Source organism: Micromonospora sp. IBHARD003, assembly GCF_056106285.1.
In genome coordinates, this window is the sequence record NZ_JBWBBX010000001.1 from 2,022,901 (window position 1) to 2,043,362 (window position 20,462).

The following is a 20,462-nucleotide window of genomic DNA, read 5'->3' on the forward strand; positions in this document are numbered from 1 at the left end:
GACCTGACTCGGCGGCCACGCGAAAGGTTGCATGGCGGACACGTGATCCGCCTCACTCCTGAAGGGCTCATGCCATGTCCCTCAGCGGAACCAGCCGCTGAGCCTGGCCCGGGATGCCGGGCGCCTCACGGCGCTCCAGACCGAAGCTGGTGAATGCCGTGCGCCGCGGCAGCGGATAGTGCTCCTTCCCCGTCAGGGAGTTGAGGATGGTGGCGCTGCGCCAGGCGACGAGGCCGAGGTCGGGCGCGCCGACGCCGTGCGTATGCCGCTCCGCGTTCTGTACGTACACCGAGCCGGAGACGCAGGGGTCGAGCATCAGCCGGAAGCGGTCGTCGATACGGGGGCGCCCGGCGGAGTCCCGGCGCATATAGGGGTCGAGCCCGGCGAGGATGCCGTCGAGCGGACGCTCCCGGTAGCCGGTGGCCAGGACCACGGCATCGGTGACCAGGCTGGAGCGGGTGCCCTGCTGGAGGTGTTCCAGATGGAGTTCGACCCTGGTGGTGGCGACTCGGCCGGCGGTACGGACCCTGACCCCGGGGGTGAGGACGGCGTCGGGCCAGCCGCCGTGCAGGGTACGGCGGTAGAGCTCGTCGTGGATGGCGGAGATGGTGTCGGTGTCGATCCCCTTGTGGAGCTGCCACTGCCGCGGGACGAGCCTGTCGCGTACGGACTCGGGCAGTGCGTGGAAGTACCGGGTGTAGTCGGGTGTGAAGTGCTCGAGGCCGAGCTTGGAGTACTCCATGGGCGCGAAGGCTTCGGTGCGGGCCAGCCAGTGGATCCTTTCGGCACCTGCCGGGCGGGCGCGCAGCAGGTCGAGGAAGACCTCGGCGCCCGACTGGCCCGAGCCGATGACGGTGATGTGTTCGGCGGCAAGCAGCTGTTCGCGGTGCTCGAGGTAGTCGGCTGAGTGCAGCACCGGCACGGCCGGAGCGTTGGCGAGGGGGCGCAGCGGCTCGGGGACGAACGGCTCCGTACCGATGCCCAGGGCGATGTGCCGGGCGTAGGCGCGGCCCGGTGACGGCGCCTGCGCGCCTGTGCCGGCGGCCCGGGTGTAGTCCACCTCGAACAGCGTCCGTTCGGGGTTCCAGCGGATCGCGTCGACCTGGTGGCCGAAGTGCAGTCCGGGAAGCAGACCGCTGGCCCAGCGGCAGTATGCGTCGTACTCGGCCCGCTGGATGTGGAACGTCTCGGCGAAGTAGAACGGGAAGAGCCGTTCCCGGGTCTTGAGGTAGTTGAGGAACGACCAGGGGCTCGCCGGGTCGGCGAGGGTGACCAGGTCGGCGAGGAACGGAACCTGGAGGGTGGCCCCGTCGATGAGCAGACCGGGGTGCCAGTGGAACGCGGGGCGCTGTTCGTAGAACGCGAACCCGAAGCCGCCCGCCCCTTCCCGCTGCCGCAGCCCGTGGGCGAGTGCGGCGAGGGAGAGGTTGAAGGGGCCGATGCCGATACCGACCAGGTCGTGGGGCTGGTCGAGGTCGCGGGTCCGGTCGAGATCGTGGAGCTGGTCGACGTCGTGGGCGACGGGGGCGGGCGTGCCGGTCATCGGGGGATGCTGCCTTCCACGAGTGCGAGCAGGGTGTCGAGGTCGCGGGGGGTGGTATGCGGGTTGAGCAGGGTCGCCTTGAGCCAGAGGCGACCGTCGGCACGGGCGCGGCCGAGTACGGCCCGGCCCTCGTGGAGCAGGGCCCGGCGCATGGCGGCCACGGCGTCGTCGCTCGCGCCGCGCGGGCGGAAGAGCACGGTGGACAGGACGGGTCTGGCGTGGAGTTCCAGCTCCGGGTGCTTCCCGACGAGGGTGGCGAGCTGCTGGGCGCAGGCCAGGGTGCCGTCGACGAGTCCGCCGAGACCGCTGCGGCCGAGGGCCCGGAGGGTGACGGCGATCTTGAGGATGTCGGGGCGCCGGGTGGTGCGCAGGGAGCGGCCGAGGAGGTCCGGTAGTCCGGCTTCGGTGTCGTCGTCGGGGTTCAGATAGTCGGCGGTGTGGGCGAGGGGCGCGAGCAGCGCGCCGTCGGGGACGGCGAGCAGTCCGGCCGCGACGGGCTGCCAGCCGAGTTTGTGCAGGTCGAGCGTGACGGACCGGGCGCGGTCGAGGCCGTGCAGCAGCTCCCGGTGGCGGGAGCTGAACAGCAGTGCCCCACCGTAGGCGGCGTCGATGTGCAGTTCGGCGCCGTGCCGGTCGCAGAGGTCGGCGATGGCCGGGAGAGGGTCGATACGGCCGGTGTCGGTGGTGCCGGCGGTGGCGACGACGAGCACCGGGCCACGCAGGCGGCCGATGACGTCGTCGAGTGCGGTGAGGTCGCTGGTGCCGTCGGGGGCCGGGACGGTGACCGGCTCGGGCAGGCCGAGCAGCCAGGCCGCGCGCCGGACCGAGTGGTGGGAGTGGCTGCCGCAGACGGTCTGCACCGCTCCGTGGCGCTCACGGGCGAGGAGCAGGGCGAGCTGGTTGGCTTCCGTGCCGCCGGTGGTGACCAGGGCGTCGGGAGCGGTGGCGCCCGGATACACCTCGGCGGCCACGGCCCGGGTGACCTCGGCCTCCAGGGCGGACGCGGCGGGCGCCTGGTCCCAGGAGTCCAGTGACGGGTTGAGCGCGGACGCGGCGAGGTCGGCGGCCACGGCGAGCGCGAGCGGCGGGGTGTGCAGATGGGCGGCACACCGGGGGTCGGCGGGGTCGGCCGATCCCCGGGCCAGGGCGGCGACGAGGGTGCGGAGGGCCTCGTCGGCGCCGCTGCCGTGCTCCGGGATGACGGGGGCTGCCGCCTCCCGCACGGCGCGGCCAACGGCGGCCGGACCGCCGGCCGGAAGCGGGCCGCCCCGCCGGTCGGCGCCCTCGCTCAGCGCGTCCAGCACGACGGCCAGCAGGGGCCGGAGGGCGTCGTGCCCGGCGGCCCCTCCGGCGAGGGGCGGGGTGCTCATGCGGACGGGGCCCTTCGGTGCGCGGCGGGAACGGCTGCACCAGCGTGGCCCGTTCGCGCTTGCGGGGCCCGGCGTCCGGGTCATCTGAACCCGAAAGGGGGACCTCCGGCGCCCCGCCGGGACGGGTGAACCCGTGCGCGGGGGCGTATGGGCCGTGGGGCCTGTTCGCCGTAGGTCGGCCGTGGGGTTTGTTCGCCACCGCGGACGGCCGGGAGGTGCCGCCCGTCCGCGGTGACGGAGGTCCGGGCTTCCGTGACCCGCGTCTGCGTGACCCGCGTCTGCGTGACCTCGCTTCCGTTACCCCTCTTCCGCCCGCGCCGCGTCCCGCACCGCGAGTGCCCTGCGCAGGTCGTCGAGCTGGTCGACGAGCTTGCGGCGCAGGGCCGGGATCATCTCGGTGCCCTTCAGGCACTCCTCGCCGGTACGGAGGGCCTCCGCGTCGACGGCGTGGACCGGGAAGGCGTAGCGGCCCGCGGCCTCGGCGATGGCGGGTCCCCGGCGGGCGGCGAGGGCGACGGCTGCCGGATAGAAGCGCGGCACGTAGTCCCGTACCAGCTCGGCCTGTTCGGGCTGCCAGAAACCCTGGGCGGTGGCGGCGAACATGTAGTTGGAGAGGTCGTCCGATGCGAAGAGCCGGGACCAGGCGGCTTCCTTGGCCTCCGGGGTGGGCAGCGAGGCGCGGCAGCGGGCGGCGCCTTCCTGGCCGGTGGCGCTGGGGTCGCGGTCCAGCTCCGCCGCGATCTCCGTCTCGCCGATGGCCCCGAGTACGGCGAGCCTGGCCAGGATGCGCCAGCGCAGTTCGGGGTCGAGTTCGGGTCCGCCGGGGACGCTTCCGCCGTCGAGCCAGTCGTGGAGACCGTTGGGGTGGGCGGCGACGTCGATGAAGTGGCGTACGGCGGTGAGCCGCAGGCCGGGGTTGCTGCCGTCCTCGGTGCGGCGGATCAGGTCCCGGGTGAGACCGGTGATCAGGGCGAGCGCCGCGGGCCGGGCATCGGCTGCGACATAGCGGTCGGTGATCTGGGTGGTGGCGAAGCCGAGCACGCCCTGGACGACGGCGAGGTCGGCCTCTTCGGGCAGATGGGCGCGGGCAGTCTCGAGATACGCGGTGGGCTCGAGCTCACCGTCGCGGACCATGTCGCGCAGGCAGTTCCAGACGACGGCGCGGGTGAGCGGCTCGGGGATGCCGGAGAGGGTGCGCAGCGCGGCTTCCCGGGAGGCGCCGTCGAGGCGGACCTTGGCGTAGGTGAGGTCGCCGTCGTTGAGGACGACGAGGGCGGGGCGGCGTCCCGGTCGGGTCGTGGACCCGCTCTGGGGCACGTCGGTCTCGAAGCACTCACGCAGGACGAGGCTGCGGCTGTCGACGGCGTCGCGGTCGTAGACGCCGACGGCGACACGGTGCGGGCGGTCGCCGTCCTGGGTGACGGCGAGACTCCAGCCGCCTTCGGCGTCCGAGACGGCGGGGGTGAGGGTGTCGACACCGGTGGTACGCAGCCAGGTCCCGGCCCAGGCGTGCACATCGCGGTCGGTGGCGCCGGCGAGCGAGTCGATGAAGTCGGCGAGGGTGGCGTTGCCGAAGCGGTGCCGGGCGAAGTGGCGGTTGATCCCGGCGAGGAAGTCCTTCTCACCGAGCCAGGCCACCAGCTGGCGCAGTGCGGAGGCGCCCTTGGCGTAGGAGATGCCGTCGAAGTTCAGCATCGCCGACGCGGTGTCGGGCACGGCGTCGGGGTCGGGGGCGACCGGGTGCGTGGAGGGGCGCTGGTCGGCGTCGTAGCCCCAGGCCTTGCGGGTGATGCCGAAGTCGGTCCAGGTGCCGGTGAAGCGGGTGGCCTCGGTCAGGATCTGGTAGCCCATGTACTCGGCGAAGGACTCGTTCAGCCAGATGTCGTCCCACCAGCGCAGCGTGACGAGGTCGCCGAACCACATGTGCGCCATCTCGTGGGCGATGACGATGGCGCGGGTCTGCCGCTCGGTGTCGGTGACGGCGGAGCGGAAGACGAACTCGTCGCGGAAGGTGACCAGGCCGGGGTTCTCCATCGCTCCCGCGTTGAACTCGGGGACGAAGGCCTGGTCGTACGAGTCGAACGGGTAGGGCTCTTCGAACTTCTCGTGGTAGCGGTCGTAGCAGGCCCGGGTGATCTCGAGGATCTCGTCGGCGTCGGCGTCCAGGTGGGGCGCGAGCGACCGGCGGCAGTGGATGCCGAACGGCAGGCCCGCGTGCTCGGTGCGCACCGAGTGCCAGGGTCCGGCCGCCACGGCGACGAGGTAGGTGGAGATCAGCGGCGTGGGCGCGGCGGTCCAGCGGCCGTCGCCCTGGTGGGTGGTGACGCCGTTGGCGAGGACGGTCCAGTTCTCGGGCGCGGTGACGGTGAGTTCGAAGACCGCTTTGAGGTCGGGCTGGTCGAAAGCGGCGAAGACCCGCTGCACGTCTTCCATGAAGAGCTGGGTGTACGTGTACGTCTCGCCGTCGGTCGGGTCGGTGAAGCGGTGCATCCCCTCGCCGGTGTGCGAGTAGCGCATCGCGGCGTCTATACGGAGCTCGTGCTCACCGGCCGTGAGTCCCTTCAGCGGAAACCGGTTGCCGTCGAGCGTCTCCGGATCGAGGGACTGCCCGTCCAGGGTGACGGAGCGCAGGAGGGCGGGCTTGAGCTCGACGAAAGTGTCTCCGGCCGCCCGTGCCGTGAACCGGATCGCGGTTCGTGAGTCGAAGTTGTCCCCACCGGTCGTGAGGTCGAGTTCGATCGTGTACCGGTGGACGTCGAGGAGCTGGGCTCGGGTCTGCGCATCGTCGCGCGTCAGTACGGACATGGGGGTCATGCTGCCCGATGCGGTGGACCGGCGGCACGGGGGATTCGCTCTCAGCGTGCGCGGGTTTACCCGGCGGGAGTCCTGTCGCGGGCGCGGCGGACCGGGGCCGGGCCCGCCTCGCTCCGGGACCGGGGCGGCGGCGCGGTCATGGCGGGTACGGCAGGCCGGGCCGCGGGCCTGCCGTACCCGGCCGGAGCCTCAGTGCGTCGCGACCGTGCCGAAGGTCCGTGCGATGCGTTCGCGGTCCGCGCCGTCGGCCAGCAGCGCATGGAGGAGCAGACGGGCCTTGGGGGCGTCGAGACGGCCCGCGGAGAGCAGCCCGCGGGAGAAGACGTCGCTCTCGGAGCCCGGCCCGTGGTAGGTCCGGCTGAGCAGGGCCCCCGCGCCGGTGCGGGACGCCAGGACCACGGGCATCCGGGTGGCCAGCCGTTCCAGCGGTTCGACCCACCACGCGGGGACGTGGCCGGCGCCGAAGGCCGCCACCACCAGACCGTCGAAGCGGCCGTCCACACCGTCGAGCAGCTCTCCCCCGTCGCCGAGTGCCGGCGTCAGCAGCCCGACGCGGGCCGGGCGCCGCAGCGTCAGCGGCTTCTCCACCAGGGGGCGGGCGGGCCGCAGCAGGATCCGGGGGCTCCCCTCGACCAGGGTGCCCAGCGGCCCCGCCCCGGGCGAGGCGAAGGTGGCGACGGACGTGGTGTGGGTCTTGCGCACATGGCGCGCGGCGTGGATCTCGTCGGCGCAGACCACGAGCACTCCGAGACCACGGCATCCGGGGTCGGCGGCCACCGCGATCGCCCCGGCCAGGTTCGCGGGACCGTCCGCGCCCGGCAGATCGGGGCGGCGCATCGCACCGGTGACGACGACGGGCGCCGGGGCGGTGCAGAGCAGGTCGAGCAGGAAGGCCGTCTCCTCGAGGGTGTCCGTGCCCTGGACCACGACCGCCGCGGAGCCGGCCGCCGTGACGGTCTCTATCTCGTCCGCCAGTGCGGCGATGTCGTCGAACGACAGCGAGGCGCTGGGCAGCCGCCGGAAGTCGCGCAGCAGGGCCGTGACGCCCGGGGGAAGGCCGGCCGCCGCGAGCACTTCGGCTCCGGTCATCCGGGAGGCGTCGCCGCCGCGGGCGGAGATGGTGCCGCCGAGGGTGAAGACGACGACTTCTGTGGCCCCGCTCATGAACGGCCCGCGTCCGCGATCGTCTCGTGGTGCCGGATGACCTCGGCGATGATGAAGTTCAGCAGCTTCTCGGCGAAGGCCGGGTCGAGCTTGGCGCTCTCCGCGAGCTGGCGGAGCCGGGCGATCTGGCGGGCCTCGCGGGCCGGGTCGGCGGGCGGGAGCTGGTGCCGCGCCTTGAGGTGGCCGACCTGCTGGGTGCATTTGAAGCGTTCGGCGAGCATATGGACGACGGCGGCGTCGATGTTGTCGATGCTCTCGCGCAGCCGGGTCAGCTCGGCCTGGACGGCCTCGCCGGTGTCGCCGGTCTCGCTCGTGGTGGCACTGGGCTCGCTCGTGGTCATGAGCAGGGAGCTTACGTCGGCCGCGGTTGCCGGTCGGCCGTCGATCAGGATCCGGGACGCGGTCCCGGCCGGTGGGGCGGGGAGGCCATCCGCCTGGTACGGCCTCCCCGCCCCCGTTCGGCGCGCCGGCGCCGCTTACGGCGTCACGGCGTCACAGCCGGCCGGTACATCACGGCCGGCGAGCGTCACGGCCGGACGAACCTAGAGTTTCGCGGCCGCGTTCTTGATCGCGGTGGCGAAGGTCGAGACCTCGGTGTACACACCGGGGTAGTTGGGGCGGGCGCAGCCGATGCCCCAGCTCACGATGCCGACCTGGATCCAGGCACCGCCGTTGTCCTTGCGGAACATCGGGCCGCCGGAGTCACCCTGGCAGGTGTCCACACCGCCCTGGGGGAGGCCAGCGCAGATCTCCTCGTTCGCGACCAGGTCGGGGTAGGACGACTGGCAGGAGGCGTCGGAGACGAACGGCACCTGGGCCTTGAGCATGTAGCGCTGCTGACCGCCGCCCTCACGGGCCGCGCCCCAGCCGGCCACGGTGAAGGTGCCGTTGTTGTACGCGCCGCTGTCGGCGATCTTCAGGGTCGGCAGGTTGATCGGCCTGGCGAGCTTGATCAGCGCCCAGTCCTTGCCGGTGCCGTTGTAGCCGGGGGCCCGGAGGACCTTGGTCGACTTGACCTTGATGGCGCTGGAGCTCTGGAGGTCCACGACTCCGGCGGTGGCGGTGATGCTGGTGTTGTTGCCGGAGCTGCCCACGCAGTGGGCGGCGGTCAGCACGATCTGCTGGGTGTAGAGGGCACCGCCACAGCCCATGGAGAGACGGACCATGAAGGGGAATTCGCCCTGGGCGGCGCGGGTTCCGCCGACGACGGGCTGCGGGGCGGCGGAGGCGGAGGTCGGCTGGAGACTGATCGCGGCGAGGACGACCGCACCGGCGGCCGCGCATCTCTTGAGGGCACGTACAAGGGTGTTGTTCACCGTATGCCTTCTTCCGTGGGGGGTTGCTGGGTACGTGTCGCCGAACGGCTCACTGGGTGACATGAGCCCGTCAACACGTGGTCCGGATTATGAGGACGGTGTGGCGCAGCCCACAAGGCGCACTTTTCGGCCAGCCGGGGCCCTGTCCAGGGAGCGCGGCGCGGGTGTGGCGCGCCGTAGAGTTGACAGCGGTCGACCGTCGTCCAGGGCGACTTCGTACGGCACCGGCAGGGGGTACGGACGTGACGACCGGCAGCGAGGTGGTGCACGGCTACCCGCACCTCGACACCGCGCGGGCCGCGATCACCGCGTTGCACAAGCGACTGTCGTACGACGGCGTGCAGGCGTACGCGAGCAGCGTCTCCCCCGTCGACGTGGCCTTCTGCGACCAGGACGAACTACACCTCGGGGTGCAGCGCGTGGCCCGTGCGCTGGTGCACCAACTGCGGTTGCCCGAGGCCCGGATGATCGTCAGCTTCCGCGAGATGCGGCACGCGGCGAGCGTCGAACTCACGGCGGGGCCCGAGTACTTCATCGAGCTCAACGACCGATTCCGCAGGCACCGCAGGGACATCGGCGCGGCGCTCGCCCACGAGATCACCCATGTGCTGCTGCACCGGCTGGGGCTCGCCTTCAGCGGCACGCGCGACAACGAGATCCTCACGGACACCGTGACGACCTATCTCGGGGCCGGGTGGCTGCTGCTCGACGCGTACCGCGAGGACGGGGTGTCCAGTCAGAAACTGGGCTATCTGACCCCTGAGGAGTTCGGTTACGTCCTGGCGAAGCGCGCCCAGGTGTTCGGCGAGGACCCGTCGGTGTGGTTCACCAGCCCCCAGGCCTACACGGCCTACGCCGAGGGGCACGCGCAGGCCCTGCGCGACGGGCAGCAGCCACCGCTGGCCGCCGCGGGATGGAACGGGCGCCGCCGCTACGCGAAGGACCGGCGCTATGCGCTGGACCACCCCGCGGGCGGGCCCGGGCGGCCCGGTCCGGGGCCGGGCTATGCGTTCGAGCGCGGCCCCTGGGGCGGGCTGCAGGTGTCCTTCCCGTGCCCGACCTGCCACCAGCGGATCCGGGTGCCCGTCCGGGGCCGGGTACGGGCGCGGTGCGCGCTGTGCCGGACGATTCTCGAATGCGACACCTGAGGGGGCTTCCGTAGGGTTTTCGGTATGAGGACCGACGACTCGACCGGAGACCTGTTCGAGGCCCTGTTCCAGGACGACGACGCCGTCGTACGGGCACTGCGGGCGGGAGCGCCGGCGGAGGGCGCCGACGAGGACGGGCAGACCGCGCTCTACACCGCCGCGTCCCTGGACCGGCCGGGGATGGTGCGTCTGCTGCTCGCCGCAGGCGCCGATCCGAACCGCCCGAGCGGTGCGGACGGCGCGGAGCTGCCGCTGTGCGGGGCCGCGGTGTGGGGCCGCACCGAGGTGATGCAGGCCCTCCTGGCGGCGGGCGCACGCCCCGACCTGGAGGAGGACCCCGGGGTCCGCGCACTGACCTGGGCCTGCCGCCAGGGCCGCGCCGGGATGGCGGACCTCCTGCTCACCGCCGGTGCGGACCCCGACCTGCCGGGGCCGGACGGTGAGTCACCGCTGGTGACCGCGGCCCGGCGCGGGTCGCCCGCCTGTGTGCGGGCCCTGCTACGGCACGGTGCCCGGCCGGTACCCGAGGCCCTCGCCGAGGCCCGCCGGTGGATCGGCGTCGACATCGAGGCACAGCTGCGCCGGGAGCTGTCGGGGATGCACTCCGAGGGGCTCGAGACCGTGTCCCGCCGGGTCGTGGAGGACGGCACCGAGACGGTGATCGTCGAGCTGATCCGCGAGGGCGGCCTGGTGGCGGGCAACGAGCAGCAGACCGGCCACGCGGCCGTCGCCACGCTGCTGGAGACCGCGCTGGGCATGCGCACGCCCGCCGCCGAGCTGGCCGAGCGTGCGTTGCGCTGCGGCGACCCGGACCAGGACGACTGGACCGAGGCCGTGGGCCTGCTGCAGCGCCGCGGTGACGAGGAGACCTTCCGGGCGGCCGCGGCGTGGGTCGGAACGGAGGATCCGCTGCGCCAGACCTTCGCGGCCGATGTGCTGGCCGGTCTCGGCCTCGCGGACGAGGAACTCACCGGACACGGCGCAGGCGACGCCCCGGCCAACCCCGGGCACGCGGGGCTGTCGGCGCGGGTGGTGCCGCTGCTGCGGGAACTGGCCCGGGAGGCCGGCGATCCCGAAGTGATCCGGGCGGCCGTGGCGGGGCTGGGCGGGCAGCGCGACCCGGCGGGTCTGCCGGAGATCCTGCGCCACGCCGGGCATGCCGACCCGGAGGTGCGGTTCGGGGTGTCGGTGGCGCTGCACGGTCTGCTCCCCGGGGATCACACCGAGGGCGTCGACGTGGTCATCGGGCTCACCAGGGACGAGGACGACGGGGTCAGGGACTGGGCGACGACCGTGCTGGCCGACACCGAAGCGGACACCCCCGCGATCCGCCAGGCCCTCGCGGACCGGCTCACGGACGCGGTGCCGGACATCGAGGCGGAGGCGGCGCGGGGTCTGGCGATGCGTCAGGATCCGTGTGCGGTCGAGGCGTTGGCCAGGATCCTGGCCGACGGGGACCCGGACGGCTATGCGTACTCCACGGCGGAGCAGGCACTGGAGTACGTCACGGACGAGACGGCCCGGCGCCGGCTGGAGTCGACGGCGCCACGCCCACGCTGACGTCCGGGGGCGGGTGGGCGCTTGGGCGTGCGCCCGGCACGGGGTGGCCTCGGCCTTGGCGGCGCCCGGTGTGTCCGTCCTCAGGCGGCGGACGGCCTTGGGTGTGTGGGCTTGCCCTCTGGCGTGGGCGTGGCCGGTGCGTCCGTCCTCAAACGCCGGACGGGCTTGGGGTGCGCGCCCGGTGCGTTGGGGCGGGGGCGGTGGGTGGTGGGGTGGGGCCCCTCCGGGCTCGTCCCCTTCGGGAGCGGCGGCGTGGCCGTGGTCCGCATCGAGGCGGGCGGTATGCCACCACTCCCTACGGGGCCGACCCTGCACGGCCCCACCCCGGGCCGCCTGCCGACCGCGGGAAGGGGGGACGCGGAGGGATCGTGTCCGGGACGCTAAAGCGTGATTTGTGTTGCGCCCCAACGAAGACGGTGACCGTATCGCACGCGTAGGGGGCGCGACGTAAATCATGCCGTCCAGGGCGCGAGGCCCGCAGCGGCACCCAACCCGCACCCCACGCCCCGGGCACGCCCCGCACCCCAAGCCCGTCCGGCACTTGAGGACGGACACACCGGGCGCCAACCCTGCACCGGGCAAGCCCACCTACCCAGCCCGTCCGGCGATTGAGGACGGACACACCGGCCGCCCCCACCGCAGCGGGCACAACCCCAAGGCCCGGGCACCGGCACGCACGCCCGTGCGTGGGGCGCACGCACGCCCGCGAACCCGGACCGCCCGGCAACCGCATCGCCCGCGACGCCCCGTGTTCACCGCGAGGTCACCACGGCCCCCCGTAATGACGGAGCTGTACGGACAACAGTTGTCCATACAGCTTTGGCCCCGCCTCGCCTTCCCTCATGGAGTACGCGTGACCACCCCTGCCCGCGCCGCCGCGCTCGTCGGCGCCTTCGGTATCGCCCTGACGCTCACCGCCTGTGGCGCCGCACCCGACAAGACCTCCACCACCGTCGACGGCAAGAACCTCGCGACCGCGGCGTCCGCAGCCGACGCCGGCGGGTTGGACGCCCTGATCGCCGCCGCGAAGAAGGAGGGCACGCTCAACGCGATCGCCATCCCCCGCGACTGGGCGAACTACGGCGCGATCATCGACGGCTTCACCGCCAAGTACGGCATCAAGGTGAACGTCGAGAACCCCGACGGCTCCAGCCAGGACGAGATCAACGCGGTGAAGTCCCGCAAGGGCCAGGACCGCGCCCCGGACGTGCTCGACCTCGGTGCCGCCTTCGCGCAGGCCGCCGGAGCGCAGGGGCTGACCGCCCCGTACAAGGTCGTCGCCTTCGACAAGATCCCCGAGACCCAGCGCGATGCTCAGGGCCGCTGGTTCAACGACTACGGCGGCTATGTCTCCATCGGCTGTGACGCCAAGCGCGTCAAGGTCTGCCCGGGGAGCTTCGCCGATCTGCTCAAGCCCGAGTACAAGGGCAAGGTCGCCCTCAACGGCAACCCCACCAAGTCCGGTTCCGCCTTCGGCGGTGTCTACGCGGCCGCGCTCGCGAACGGCGGCTCCTTCGACGACATCCAGCCCGGTATCGACTTCTTCGGCAAGCTGAAGAAGAACGGCAACTTCAACCCCGTCGAGTCCACCCCGGCCACGGTCGAGAAGGGCGAGACCCCGATCAGCATCGACTGGGACTACCTCAACTCCGGCTACGCCGAGCAGTTCAAGCCCAAGGGCATCGACTGGAAGACCGTCGTCCCCAAGGACGGCGTCTACGCCCAGTACTACTCGCAGGCCATCAACAAGGATGCCCCGCACCCGGCCGCCGCGCGCCTGTGGCAGGAGTACCTGTACAGCGCCGAGGGCCAGAACCTGTGGCTCAAGGGCCACGCGCGCCCGGTGCTGATGCCGGCGATGACCGCCGACGGCACCGTCGACAAGGCCGCCGCCGCGGCCCTGCCGGTGGTCGAAGGCACCCCGAAGTTCCCGACCGAGCCGCAGACCGCCAAGGCCAAGGACACCCTCGCCAAGGGCTGGGCCGCGGCCGTCTCCGGGTGATCCGCCGATGACCCTGCTCAACTCCCCCGCCCACGCCCCGGCCGGCTCCGCACCGGCCGGCGGCGTGGGCGCGGGCCCCCGTCGCCGGCCCGGCCGGCGCACGCCCCTGGCCTGGCTGTCCGCGCTGCCACTGCTGCTGGTCGTCGCCGTCGCCTTCGGGCTGCCGGCCCTGGCCATGACCGACGGAGCGTTCACCGTGACCGATCCGGTCACCGGCGCCGCCACCGGCTACGGACTGGACAATGTGACCCGGTCCGCCGACGGCGCCTACCGCACCGCACTGCTCGGGAGCGTCAAGCTGTCCGCGCTCACCGCCGCCGCCGGCACGCTCGTCGGCGTGCTGCTCGCCCAGGCCGTCGTCACCTCCCGCGGCCGTGCGCTGCGCGAGGCGGTGCTCACCGCGTCGGGTGTGCTCGCCAACTTCGGCGGAGTACCGCTCGCCTTCGCCTTCGTCGCCACCCTCGGCAACGCGGGCGTCCTCACCACCCGGCTCGGACTCGACGAGCACGGCTGGTCGCTCTACGGCTTCTGGGGACTGGCGCTGACGTATCTCTACTTCCTGGTGCCGCTGATGGTGCTGACCGTCGCACCCGCGCTCGACGGGCTGCGTGCCCAGTGGCGGGAGGCGGCCCGCGACTGCGGCGCCTCCACCTGGCAGTACTGGCGTCACGTCGGCGTACCCGTGCTGCTGCCGACGCTGCTCGGCGGCTTCGTGCTGCTCTTCGGCAGCGCCTTCGCGGCGTACGCCACCGCCGCGGCGATGGTGGGCAGCTCGGTGCCGCTCGTCACCCTCCAGATCGCCGACGCGCTCTCCGGCAACGTCCTCGTCGGCCAGGAGAACGTGGCACTCGCGCTCAGCCTCGACATGGTGCTGGTCGCCGTGCTGGTGATGGCCGTCCACCTGCCCCTGCAGAAGAGGAGCACCCGTTGGCTCGCCTGAACGCCGTCCGTCCCTGGCGCGGTGCCGTCCTGCTGGCCGCCGGGCTGTACTTCCTCGTGCCGCTGGCCGCGTCCGCCGTCTTCACGCTGGACATCCCCGGACAGGGGCTGACCCTGTCCTCGTACACGCGGATCGTCGCCGCCCCCGGATTCACCGGCAGTCTGCTGCTCTCCCTGGGGCTCGCGACGGCCACCGTCGCGCTGGTGCTGCTCGTCACCGTGCCCGCGGCGGTCGCGGCCAGGCACTCGGCGCCCCGGCTGCGCCCGGTCCTCGAGATCGTGTGCACCCTGCCGCTGGTGGTGCCGCCCGTGGCGCTGACCGCGGGTCTCGGGACCGTGCTGCGCTGGGGTCCGGAGAAACTGTCCACGACTCCGCTGTACCGGACCTTCGTGGCCGTGCAGAACCCGGACTTCCCCTTTGTGCTGGTCCTCGCGTACGCGGTGATGGCCCTGCCGTTCGTCTACCGGGCGCTGGACGCGGGGCTGCGGTCCGTCGACGTCCGCACCCTGGTGGAGGCCGCCCGCGACTGCGGCGCGTCCTGGCCCCGGGCACTCGTCTCGGCCGTGCTGCCGAATCTGCGGGGAGCCCTGCTGAACGCCTCGTTCCTCACGCTCGCGCTGGTGCTGGGCGAGTTCACGGTCGCCTCGCTGCTGGGCTTCCAGCCGTTCGCGGTCTGGATCGTGCAGGCGTCCGGGTCGGACGCCCGGCTGTCGGTGGCCGTGTCGCTGCTGAGCCTCCTGCTGACCTGGGTGCTGCTGATGCTGCTGACCACGCTCGGCAACCGCCGCCGCAGGCCGCGCACTTCCCGCGTTCCCCGTACTCCAGAAGGAAAGACCTCCTGATGACCTCGCTCGACGCACCGGTACGCACCGGTGCCGCTCTGCGACTGCAGGGACTGCGCCGTACGTTCGGTGCCACCGTCGCGCTCGACGGCCTCGATCTCGAGGTCGCGCCGGGCGAACTGCTCGCCCTGCTCGGCCCCTCCGGCTGCGGCAAGACCACCGCGCTGCGGGTGCTGGCCGGATTCGAACAGCCCGACCAGGGCCAGGTCTTGCTGGACGGCGAGGACATCGTGCCGGTGCCCGCCAACCGCCGTGACACGGCGATGGTGTTCCAGTCCTACAGCCTCTTCCCGCATCTGACGGCCGCCGACAACGTGGCCTTCGGGCTGCGGATGCGCAAGGTCGGCGGCGCCGAGCGGCGGGCCCGCGCCGCCGAACTGCTGGAGCTCGTGGGGCTGCCCGGCCACGGCGGGCGCTATCCGCACCAGATGTCCGGCGGCCAGCAGCAGCGCGTCGCGCTCGCCCGCGCACTGGCGCTGCGGCCCCGGCTGCTGCTGCTCGACGAGCCGCTGTCCGCCCTGGACGCGCAGGTGCGGGTGACCCTGCGGGAGGAGATCCGCCGGCTCCAGCTGGAGCTGGGCATCACCACCGTGTTCGTCACGCACGACCAGGAAGAGGCCCTGTCGATGGCCGACCGGGTCGCGGTGATGAACCAGGGACGGCTCGAACAGTGCGCCGCGCCGACCGAGTTGTACGCCCGTCCCGCGACGGACTTCGTCGCCTCCTTCATCGGCACCATGAACCGGATCCCCGGCCGGGCGGCCGACGGCGGACTGGTGGACGTGCTCGGCACGAAGCTGCCCGTGGAAGGCGACGCGCCCGCGGCCGATGACGTCCATGCGCTGATCCGGCCCGAGTCGCTCGATGTGACGACGGATGCCGACGGCACGGCCCGGGTGACCGGAGCGGCCTTCCACGGCCCCACCACCCGGGTACGCGTCACCCTGGCCGACGGCACGCTCGTCAAGGCGGACGTGCCCACGCACGCGGCGGCCGCGCTCACCCCGGGCACGGCGGTCACGGTGCGCCCCCAGGAGCGGCCCGTGCTCATCGCGTCGCGGGGCGGGAAGGGGTGAGCGGTCTGCACGCCGTGCTGTTCGACATGGACGGAACGCTCGTCGACACCGAACGGGTCTGGCTCGATGTCGTCGAATCGTCCGCCGTACGACGGGGACGCGTCCTGGACGCGGAGCGGCGCACGGCCGTGACCGGCCGCTCGGTCGAGGACACGGCCGCCCTGCTGCACGACTATCTGGGCGCGCCGGAGAGGGAAATCGCCGCGGAGATGGGCGCGGACTTCGCCGCCCGGCTCGCGGCGGCCGTCGTGCCCCGGCCGGGGGCGCTGCGGCTGCTCGCCGCGCTGCGCGCCCGCCGGGTACCGACGGCCCTGGTGTCGGCCTCGCCGCGGGCGGTCGTCGAGCAGGTCGCAGGCACCCTGGACGGACACCGCTTCGATGTGCTGTTCGGCGCCGAGGACACGCCGCGGACGAAGCCCGAGCCCGACCCGTATCTGGCGGCGGCCGCGGCACTCGGCGCCGACCCGGGGCAGTGCGTGGCGGTCGAGGACAGCCCGGCGGGTGTGGCCTCGGCGGTCGCCGCGGGCTGCCGGGTGCTGGCCGTGCCGTCCACCGGGCCCCTCGCCGAGGTCGCGGGGGTCACGGTGGCGGGCTCGCTGACCGAGGTGGACCCCGAGTTGCTGGCCTCACTGGTGCCGATGGCATGACGGCAGAACCGCATGACAGGGTGTGCGCGTGAGCGAACGACGGCCGAGGACGCCGCTGTATCTGAAGGTCGCCGCCGATCTGCGGAGCGCCATCACGGCGGGCGAGTACGGATCCGGGGCGAAGCTGCCCGCGGAGGACGAACTGGCCCGCCGCTACGGCGTGTCCAGAGGCACGGTCCGTCAGGCACTGGCCGCCCTGCGCACCGACGGCCTGATCACCTCCCGGCGCGGGACGCGCCGGGTCGTGCTGGGCGGGCCGCTGCTGCACAGCTTCGGTGAACTGCGGTCGTTCACCCGCTGGGCACGGTCGCTGGGCGAGGAGCCGGGAGGCCGGGTGGTGGCGCTCGACCGCGTACCGGCCGACGAGGAGGAGGCGGAGAAGCTCCGTCTCACGGAGGGCTCGTTCGTCTACCGGGTACGCCGGCTGCGGACCCTCTCGGGCACTCCGGTGATGGTGGAGCGGACGACATACCCCGAGCGGATCGGTGAGCTGGTGGCCGGGATGCCACGGGACACCGTCTCGTACTCGGAGCAACTCGCGCTGCACGGCGTCCTGTTCTCGGACGCCGTGCACACGATCGACCTGGTGCCGGCGGACGAGGACGACGCGGAGCTGCTGGGCTGCCGGGCCGGCGAGTCGCTGCTGCGCGAGCGGCGGCACTCGACGGACCCGACAGGGGCGCCGGTGGAGTGGTCCCAGGACCGCTATCTGCCGGGGACGGTGGCGTTCACCATGCGGAGCTCGACGGCGACGAGTGCGCTGGGCCGCGAACTCAGCGGCTGAGCCCCAGCACTTCCAGGTAGTGCGGGTTGTACATGAAGCCCAGAACGTTGCCGAAGGGATCGGTCACGGCCGCGGTGACGAACCCGGCACCGCGGTCCGTGAGCGGCTGGTATTCCTTCGCCCCCATGGCGATCAGTCTGTCGAGGGTCGCGCGCACATCGTCGACGTGCCAGTACACGACGGCCCCGCCGGGTCCGGTCGCGGAGCCGGCGGGCGCGTAACGGCTGTCGATCAGCCCCAGCTCGTGCCGGTAGTCGCCGAACCGGAACTCGGCATACCCGGGCCGCTCGAAGTACGGCCCCGTGCCCAGCAGTTCGGTGTACCAGGTCTTCGCCTCGTCCAGATCGGCGGTCCAGAAACTGACGGTGGTGAGTCCTCGCAGCATGGTCGTCTCCTTGTCGACACGGGTACCGCGTCCCGGCCCCTCGTCCCCGACCGTAGACAGCAATGAGGTCAGAATCCGTCCTCATTGACGTCCGGGTGCGCCGCACTGCCTCATGCGCTGCCGACCCATACGGGGATCCCGCCGCGTCGTCGCTGCCACGGCCCCAGGAGCTGCTGGAAGGTGAGGCTGGAGCCGTTCCCACTCGGCATCCGTGAGATCGCCGCGTTGATGCTGCCCCAGAGGGGATACTCTCCCCTACCGTCGCGCCAGCCAGGTCGCGATCTCGTCCACCACCGCGGCGTCAACGTGGCCGGGCCGCGCGTACTCGGCCGGGGTGGGTTGGCCGCTGCCGGGAAAGAAGAGGTGGTTGGCGTGCTCGTGGATCCGGATCGTCACCTCGGACCGGCGCGCCAGAGCACGCTGCCAGCCTGTCAGGTCATCAGCGGCGATCCGGGTGCCGCCTCGCGGGCCACCCGGACGGCCGCCTCAGTCGCGCCCACCCTGAAGGATCAGCATCGGGCACGCTGCTGACGACTTCTCAGCTCTGCGCACGCATTCCAGAAGCCTCCAAAGCCACCGTCTACCGGCACATCGACCTGCTGGTGAACGGCGGGATCCTGGAGGTGGCCGAGGAACGCAGGGTGCGCGGCGCGATGCAAAGGCACTACCGGCTTCGACAGGACCGAGCTGTGATCGGCTCCGAGGCGGTACGCACGCTCACCCACGAGGACCATCGGCAGGTATTCGCCACCGCGATGACGGCCCTGCTGGCCGAGTTCACCGCCTATCTGGACCGCGACGCAGCTGATCCAGTGGCCGACCAGGTGGGTTACCGGCAGCATGCACTCTGGCTCAGCCCAGCTGAACTGGATGAACTGATCGGCGAGCTGCGCGCGGCCATCGCGCCGAAACTCGCCAACCAGCCGAGTCCCGAGCGAGCGCAATACCTACTCAGTCCTATCCACTTCCCGATGGAAGCCCCTCAGCCGGAACCCGAACGGCCGACGACAGGAGCCGAGCACGGGACAGACACCTGATCGGCCGTCCTAAGGGCGGGGAGCCTCACTCCCGCAGCAGCCCTTCCAGCAGCGGCCTGAAGTGGCCGAAGTCCGGCGTGGGCATCTCCGGGTCCTTCGCCTGCTCGTCCCAGCGGCGTACGGCGACGGCGTCGCGCGCCCCCGGGTGCGCCTCGAAGGCCCGTACCTGCTCCTCGTCCATCGGACCGCCCTGGACCCGGAGGGTGTGTACGGACGCCTCGGAGAGCAGGTCGAAGTACCCGGGCTCGACGGCGCACAGATAGCGCTTCGCGGCGACGTGCAGCCGCACGGGCTCCGTGACCTCGGGTCCGAACCACCGGTCGAGCCAGTCCGCGCCGGTGTGGCTGTGCCGGTTGTCGGTGCCGTTCTCCATCAGGTCACGCCCGGTGACCGTGCCCTGGAAGTGGCCGACGTCGTGGAGCAGCGCCGCGGCCACCAGGTGGGGCGGGGCTCCGGCCACCTCGGCCAGCGCACCGGCCTGGAGCATGTGCTGGGCCTGGGTGACGGCCTCGCCGAAGTACTCGGCGCTGCCTTCGCCCTCGAAGAGCCCGGCGAGGATGTCGAGAGGGTTGCTGTGGCCCGGTTCGTTGTTCATACGGCACCTTTCCCGAGGTCGCGGCGGAGTACGGCCAGTGTGGAAGCGAGGCCGTCGATGTCGGCGTAGGCGCCCTGGAGGTGACGGTCGCCGGACTCGGCGAAGGCCGTACGGGCGTGCAGCAGCCGGGTGTTGTCGAAGATCAGGCAGTCACCGGGGGTGAGCCGGAAGCCGAGCTGGAGCCCGGGGCGCAGCAGCAGTTCGCCGAACCGGCGGTAGGCGGCGTAGAAGGCGTCGAGGACGTCCGCGGGCCGGCGCAGTGTGCCGATGGAGCGGTTGTTGAAGCGGATCTCCCGGATCCTCCCGGCCGGGTCCGTGCCGATCAGCGGCCGGTGGGCGCGCAGTTCGGTGCGGTCGTCGGCGAAGACGAAGGGCACGGGGACACGGGTGAGGACGTCGTACGCCTCCGGGTCCTCCGCCCGCAGCAGCGCCGCGGCGTGGAAGCCGTCGACGAGCCCGGAGTCGCCGCCCCGGGCGGCGTTGGTCAGACAGTGCAGGAGCTGGAGGGTGGGCACCGGGTCGCGGTAGGGGTTGTCGGTGTGCGGGGTGATGCGGGCACCGGTGAAGGCGAGGTTGTTGGGGTCGGCCTCAACGCGTACCTCGAAGAGCTCGCCGTAGTTGGTCTCGCGGACATGGCCGAAGGTCCGGGCCACCTCGAGGACCTGGCGGTCGCGGACGGGGACACCGCGCAGCAGGACGAAGCCGAGGCGCTGCACGCTGTCGAGCGCGGCGGCCCGCACGGCGGGGTCGGTGGAGTAGGCGGCCCAGTCGGCCTCGGGCGTCCGGCCGTCGAGATCGGCGGCCTCCCACAGTTCCTTGTCGTCCTCCGTGCGGCCGTCGCCGGGTGCCGCCGTCCCGGAATCCGGGAGGTGGGCGCTCAGCCAGGACTCGGGGTAGACCGAGCGGTGCCCGTCGGGTGCCCAGACCACCTCGCGCGCCGGCGCGCCGTCGGCGGTCCGGGTCTCCTGGACGGTGCCGAAGGCGAGCCCTGCGGGCAGTTCGGTGATCTGGAACAGCTTCTGGCCGTTGCGGGGGTCCCGGCAGTGCGGGCAGGGGCAGTTGTCACGCAGCCAGAAGGCGGGTGCGGACACGAGGGACGACATCAACGGAACTCCAAGTTGTACAGACAACTCCTTCACTGCCGGGAGCCTCCCAGCCGGGCATGACTGCGGGGTTACGGTGAGGTGGACACCTCCGAGCCCCCTCGTTCCGGGTCCCCGGTGCATGGCTCGGGAAACC

Annotated in this window: 19 protein-coding genes; 9 read left to right on the top strand and 10 right to left on the bottom strand. The window is 72.4% G+C overall.

The annotated features are described in order from the left end of the window. Window positions 1-67: 67 nt before the first annotated feature. The 6 genes from ACTWOL_RS08975 to ACTWOL_RS09000 all read right to left on the bottom strand — a co-directional run bounded on the left by ACTWOL_RS08975 (window position 68) and on the right by ACTWOL_RS09000 (window position 8,207). Window positions 68-1,543 (bottom strand): lysine N(6)-hydroxylase/L-ornithine N(5)-oxygenase family protein, encoded by a 1,476-nt coding sequence (locus ACTWOL_RS08975; RefSeq protein ID WP_474296057.1) that lies wholly within the window; start codon window positions 1,541-1,543, stop codon window positions 68-70. Then, window positions 1,540-2,913, bottom strand: coding sequence for a pyridoxal phosphate-dependent decarboxylase family protein (locus tag ACTWOL_RS08980; RefSeq protein ID WP_474296058.1), 1,374 nt, complete (start codon window positions 2,911-2,913; stop codon window positions 1,540-1,542). The genes ACTWOL_RS08975 and ACTWOL_RS08980 overlap by 4 nt, the downstream gene beginning before the upstream one ends. Before the next feature lie 297 nt (window positions 2,914-3,210). Further along, window positions 3,211-5,718, bottom strand: coding sequence for an aminopeptidase N (gene pepN, locus ACTWOL_RS08985; RefSeq protein ID WP_474296059.1), 2,508 nt, complete (start codon window positions 5,716-5,718; stop codon window positions 3,211-3,213). Between the two features lie 198 nt (window positions 5,719-5,916). Then, window positions 5,917-6,891 carry an asparaginase gene (locus tag ACTWOL_RS08990; protein ID WP_474296060.1) on the bottom strand — a complete coding sequence of 325 codons (975 nt, stop codon included), beginning with the start codon at window positions 6,889-6,891 and terminating at the stop codon, window positions 5,917-5,919. Further along, window positions 6,888-7,232 (bottom strand): chorismate mutase, encoded by a 345-nt coding sequence (locus ACTWOL_RS08995; RefSeq protein WP_474296061.1) that lies wholly within the window; start codon window positions 7,230-7,232, stop codon window positions 6,888-6,890. Before ACTWOL_RS08995 ends, ACTWOL_RS08990 begins: the two co-directional genes overlap by 4 nt. Window positions 7,233-7,433: 201 nt before the next feature. Beyond that, window positions 7,434-8,207: a S1 family peptidase gene (locus ACTWOL_RS09000; RefSeq protein WP_474296062.1), complete on the bottom strand. Its 774-nt coding sequence runs from the start codon at window positions 8,205-8,207 to the stop codon at window positions 7,434-7,436. A 242-nt stretch (window positions 8,208-8,449) separates the two neighbouring features. Here ACTWOL_RS09000 and ACTWOL_RS09005 point away from each other — a divergent pair, with 242 nt between their 5' ends. From ACTWOL_RS09005 to ACTWOL_RS09040, 8 genes are all read left to right on the top strand, one after another. Further along, on the top strand, window positions 8,450-9,355 hold the full coding sequence (locus tag ACTWOL_RS09005; RefSeq protein ID WP_474296063.1) for a hypothetical protein: 906 nt from the start codon (window positions 8,450-8,452) through the stop codon (window positions 9,353-9,355). Window positions 9,356-9,379: 24 nt separating this feature from the next. Further along, complete coding sequence (locus ACTWOL_RS09010; protein ID WP_474296064.1) at window positions 9,380-10,915, top strand: ankyrin repeat domain-containing protein; 1,536 nt, start codon at window positions 9,380-9,382, stop codon at window positions 10,913-10,915. Window positions 10,916-11,768: 853 nt separating this feature from the next. After that, window positions 11,769-12,917, top strand: a complete 1,149-nt coding sequence (locus ACTWOL_RS09015; protein ID WP_474296065.1) for an ABC transporter substrate-binding protein — start codon at window positions 11,769-11,771, stop codon at window positions 12,915-12,917. Window positions 12,918-12,924: 7 nt separating this feature from the next. After that, the gene (locus ACTWOL_RS09020; protein ID WP_474296066.1) at window positions 12,925-13,857 is read left to right on the top strand and encodes an ABC transporter permease; all 933 of its coding nucleotides are present in this window, start codon (window positions 12,925-12,927) and stop codon (window positions 13,855-13,857) included. Then, window positions 13,845-14,699: an ABC transporter permease gene (locus tag ACTWOL_RS09025; RefSeq protein ID WP_474296067.1), complete on the top strand. Its 855-nt coding sequence runs from the start codon at window positions 13,845-13,847 to the stop codon at window positions 14,697-14,699. The genes ACTWOL_RS09020 and ACTWOL_RS09025 overlap by 13 nt, the downstream gene beginning before the upstream one ends. Further along, entirely contained in the window at window positions 14,699-15,775 is a 1,077-nt protein-coding gene (locus ACTWOL_RS09030; RefSeq protein ID WP_474296068.1) for an ABC transporter ATP-binding protein, read from the top strand. Before ACTWOL_RS09025 ends, ACTWOL_RS09030 begins: the two co-directional genes overlap by 1 nt. Then, window positions 15,772-16,422: an HAD family hydrolase gene (locus ACTWOL_RS09035; RefSeq protein WP_474296069.1), complete on the top strand. Its 651-nt coding sequence runs from the start codon at window positions 15,772-15,774 to the stop codon at window positions 16,420-16,422. Before ACTWOL_RS09030 ends, ACTWOL_RS09035 begins: the two co-directional genes overlap by 4 nt. A 28-nt stretch (window positions 16,423-16,450) precedes the next feature. Beyond that, window positions 16,451-17,206, top strand: a complete 756-nt coding sequence (locus ACTWOL_RS09040; protein ID WP_474296070.1) for a GntR family transcriptional regulator — start codon at window positions 16,451-16,453, stop codon at window positions 17,204-17,206. On the opposite strand, the gene ACTWOL_RS09045 is transcribed toward ACTWOL_RS09040, so the two are convergent. Then, complete coding sequence (locus ACTWOL_RS09045) at window positions 17,196-17,591, bottom strand: VOC family protein (protein ID WP_474296071.1); 396 nt, start codon at window positions 17,589-17,591, stop codon at window positions 17,196-17,198. The two genes, ACTWOL_RS09040 and ACTWOL_RS09045, sit on opposite strands and share 11 nt — an antisense overlap. Window positions 17,592-17,846: 255 nt before the next feature. Next, window positions 17,847-17,987 (bottom strand): hypothetical protein, encoded by a 141-nt coding sequence (locus tag ACTWOL_RS09050; protein WP_474296072.1) that lies wholly within the window; start codon window positions 17,985-17,987, stop codon window positions 17,847-17,849. 206 nt (window positions 17,988-18,193) lie between these two features. Between ACTWOL_RS09050 and ACTWOL_RS09055 the strand changes: the two genes are divergently transcribed. Further along, window positions 18,194-18,628 (top strand): helix-turn-helix domain-containing protein, encoded by a 435-nt coding sequence (locus tag ACTWOL_RS09055; RefSeq protein ID WP_474296073.1) that lies wholly within the window; start codon window positions 18,194-18,196, stop codon window positions 18,626-18,628. A 25-nt stretch (window positions 18,629-18,653) separates the two neighbouring features. Here the strand turns inward: ACTWOL_RS09055 and ACTWOL_RS09060 are convergent, their stop codons facing one another. Together ACTWOL_RS09060 and tmpA are read right to left on the bottom strand one after the other, a co-directional pair. Next, window positions 18,654-19,223, bottom strand: a complete 570-nt coding sequence (locus tag ACTWOL_RS09060; protein ID WP_474296074.1) for a phosphonate degradation HD-domain oxygenase — start codon at window positions 19,221-19,223, stop codon at window positions 18,654-18,656. Beyond that, on the bottom strand, window positions 19,220-20,326 hold the full coding sequence (gene tmpA, locus ACTWOL_RS09065; protein ID WP_474296075.1) for a 2-trimethylaminoethylphosphonate dioxygenase: 1,107 nt from the start codon (window positions 20,324-20,326) through the stop codon (window positions 19,220-19,222). Before tmpA ends, ACTWOL_RS09060 begins: the two co-directional genes overlap by 4 nt. Window positions 20,327-20,462 lie beyond the last annotated feature (136 nt).

Coding starts and splice junctions, on each gene's coding strand:
- tmpA (WP_474296075.1), bottom strand. CDS start 20,326: ATGTCGTCCCTCGTGTCCGCACCCGCCTTCTGGCTGCGTGACAACTGC.
- ACTWOL_RS09020 (WP_474296066.1), top strand. CDS start 12,925: ATGACCCTGCTCAACTCCCCCGCCCACGCCCCGGCCGGCTCCGCACCG.
- ACTWOL_RS09060 (WP_474296074.1), bottom strand. CDS start 19,223: ATGAACAACGAACCGGGCCACAGCAACCCTCTCGACATCCTCGCCGGG.
- ACTWOL_RS08990 (WP_474296060.1), bottom strand. CDS start 6,891: ATGAGCGGGGCCACAGAAGTCGTCGTCTTCACCCTCGGCGGCACCATC.
- ACTWOL_RS08995 (WP_474296061.1), bottom strand. CDS start 7,232: ATGACCACGAGCGAGCCCAGTGCCACCACGAGCGAGACCGGCGACACC.
- ACTWOL_RS09045 (WP_474296071.1), bottom strand. CDS start 17,591: ATGCTGCGAGGACTCACCACCGTCAGTTTCTGGACCGCCGATCTGGAC.
- ACTWOL_RS08980 (WP_474296058.1), bottom strand. CDS start 2,913: ATGAGCACCCCGCCCCTCGCCGGAGGGGCCGCCGGGCACGACGCCCTC.
- ACTWOL_RS09010 (WP_474296064.1), top strand. CDS start 9,380: ATGAGGACCGACGACTCGACCGGAGACCTGTTCGAGGCCCTGTTCCAG.
- ACTWOL_RS08975 (WP_474296057.1), bottom strand. CDS start 1,543: ATGACCGGCACGCCCGCCCCCGTCGCCCACGACGTCGACCAGCTCCAC.
- ACTWOL_RS09030 (WP_474296068.1), top strand. CDS start 14,699: ATGACCTCGCTCGACGCACCGGTACGCACCGGTGCCGCTCTGCGACTG.
- pepN (WP_474296059.1), bottom strand. CDS start 5,718: ATGTCCGTACTGACGCGCGACGATGCGCAGACCCGAGCCCAGCTCCTC.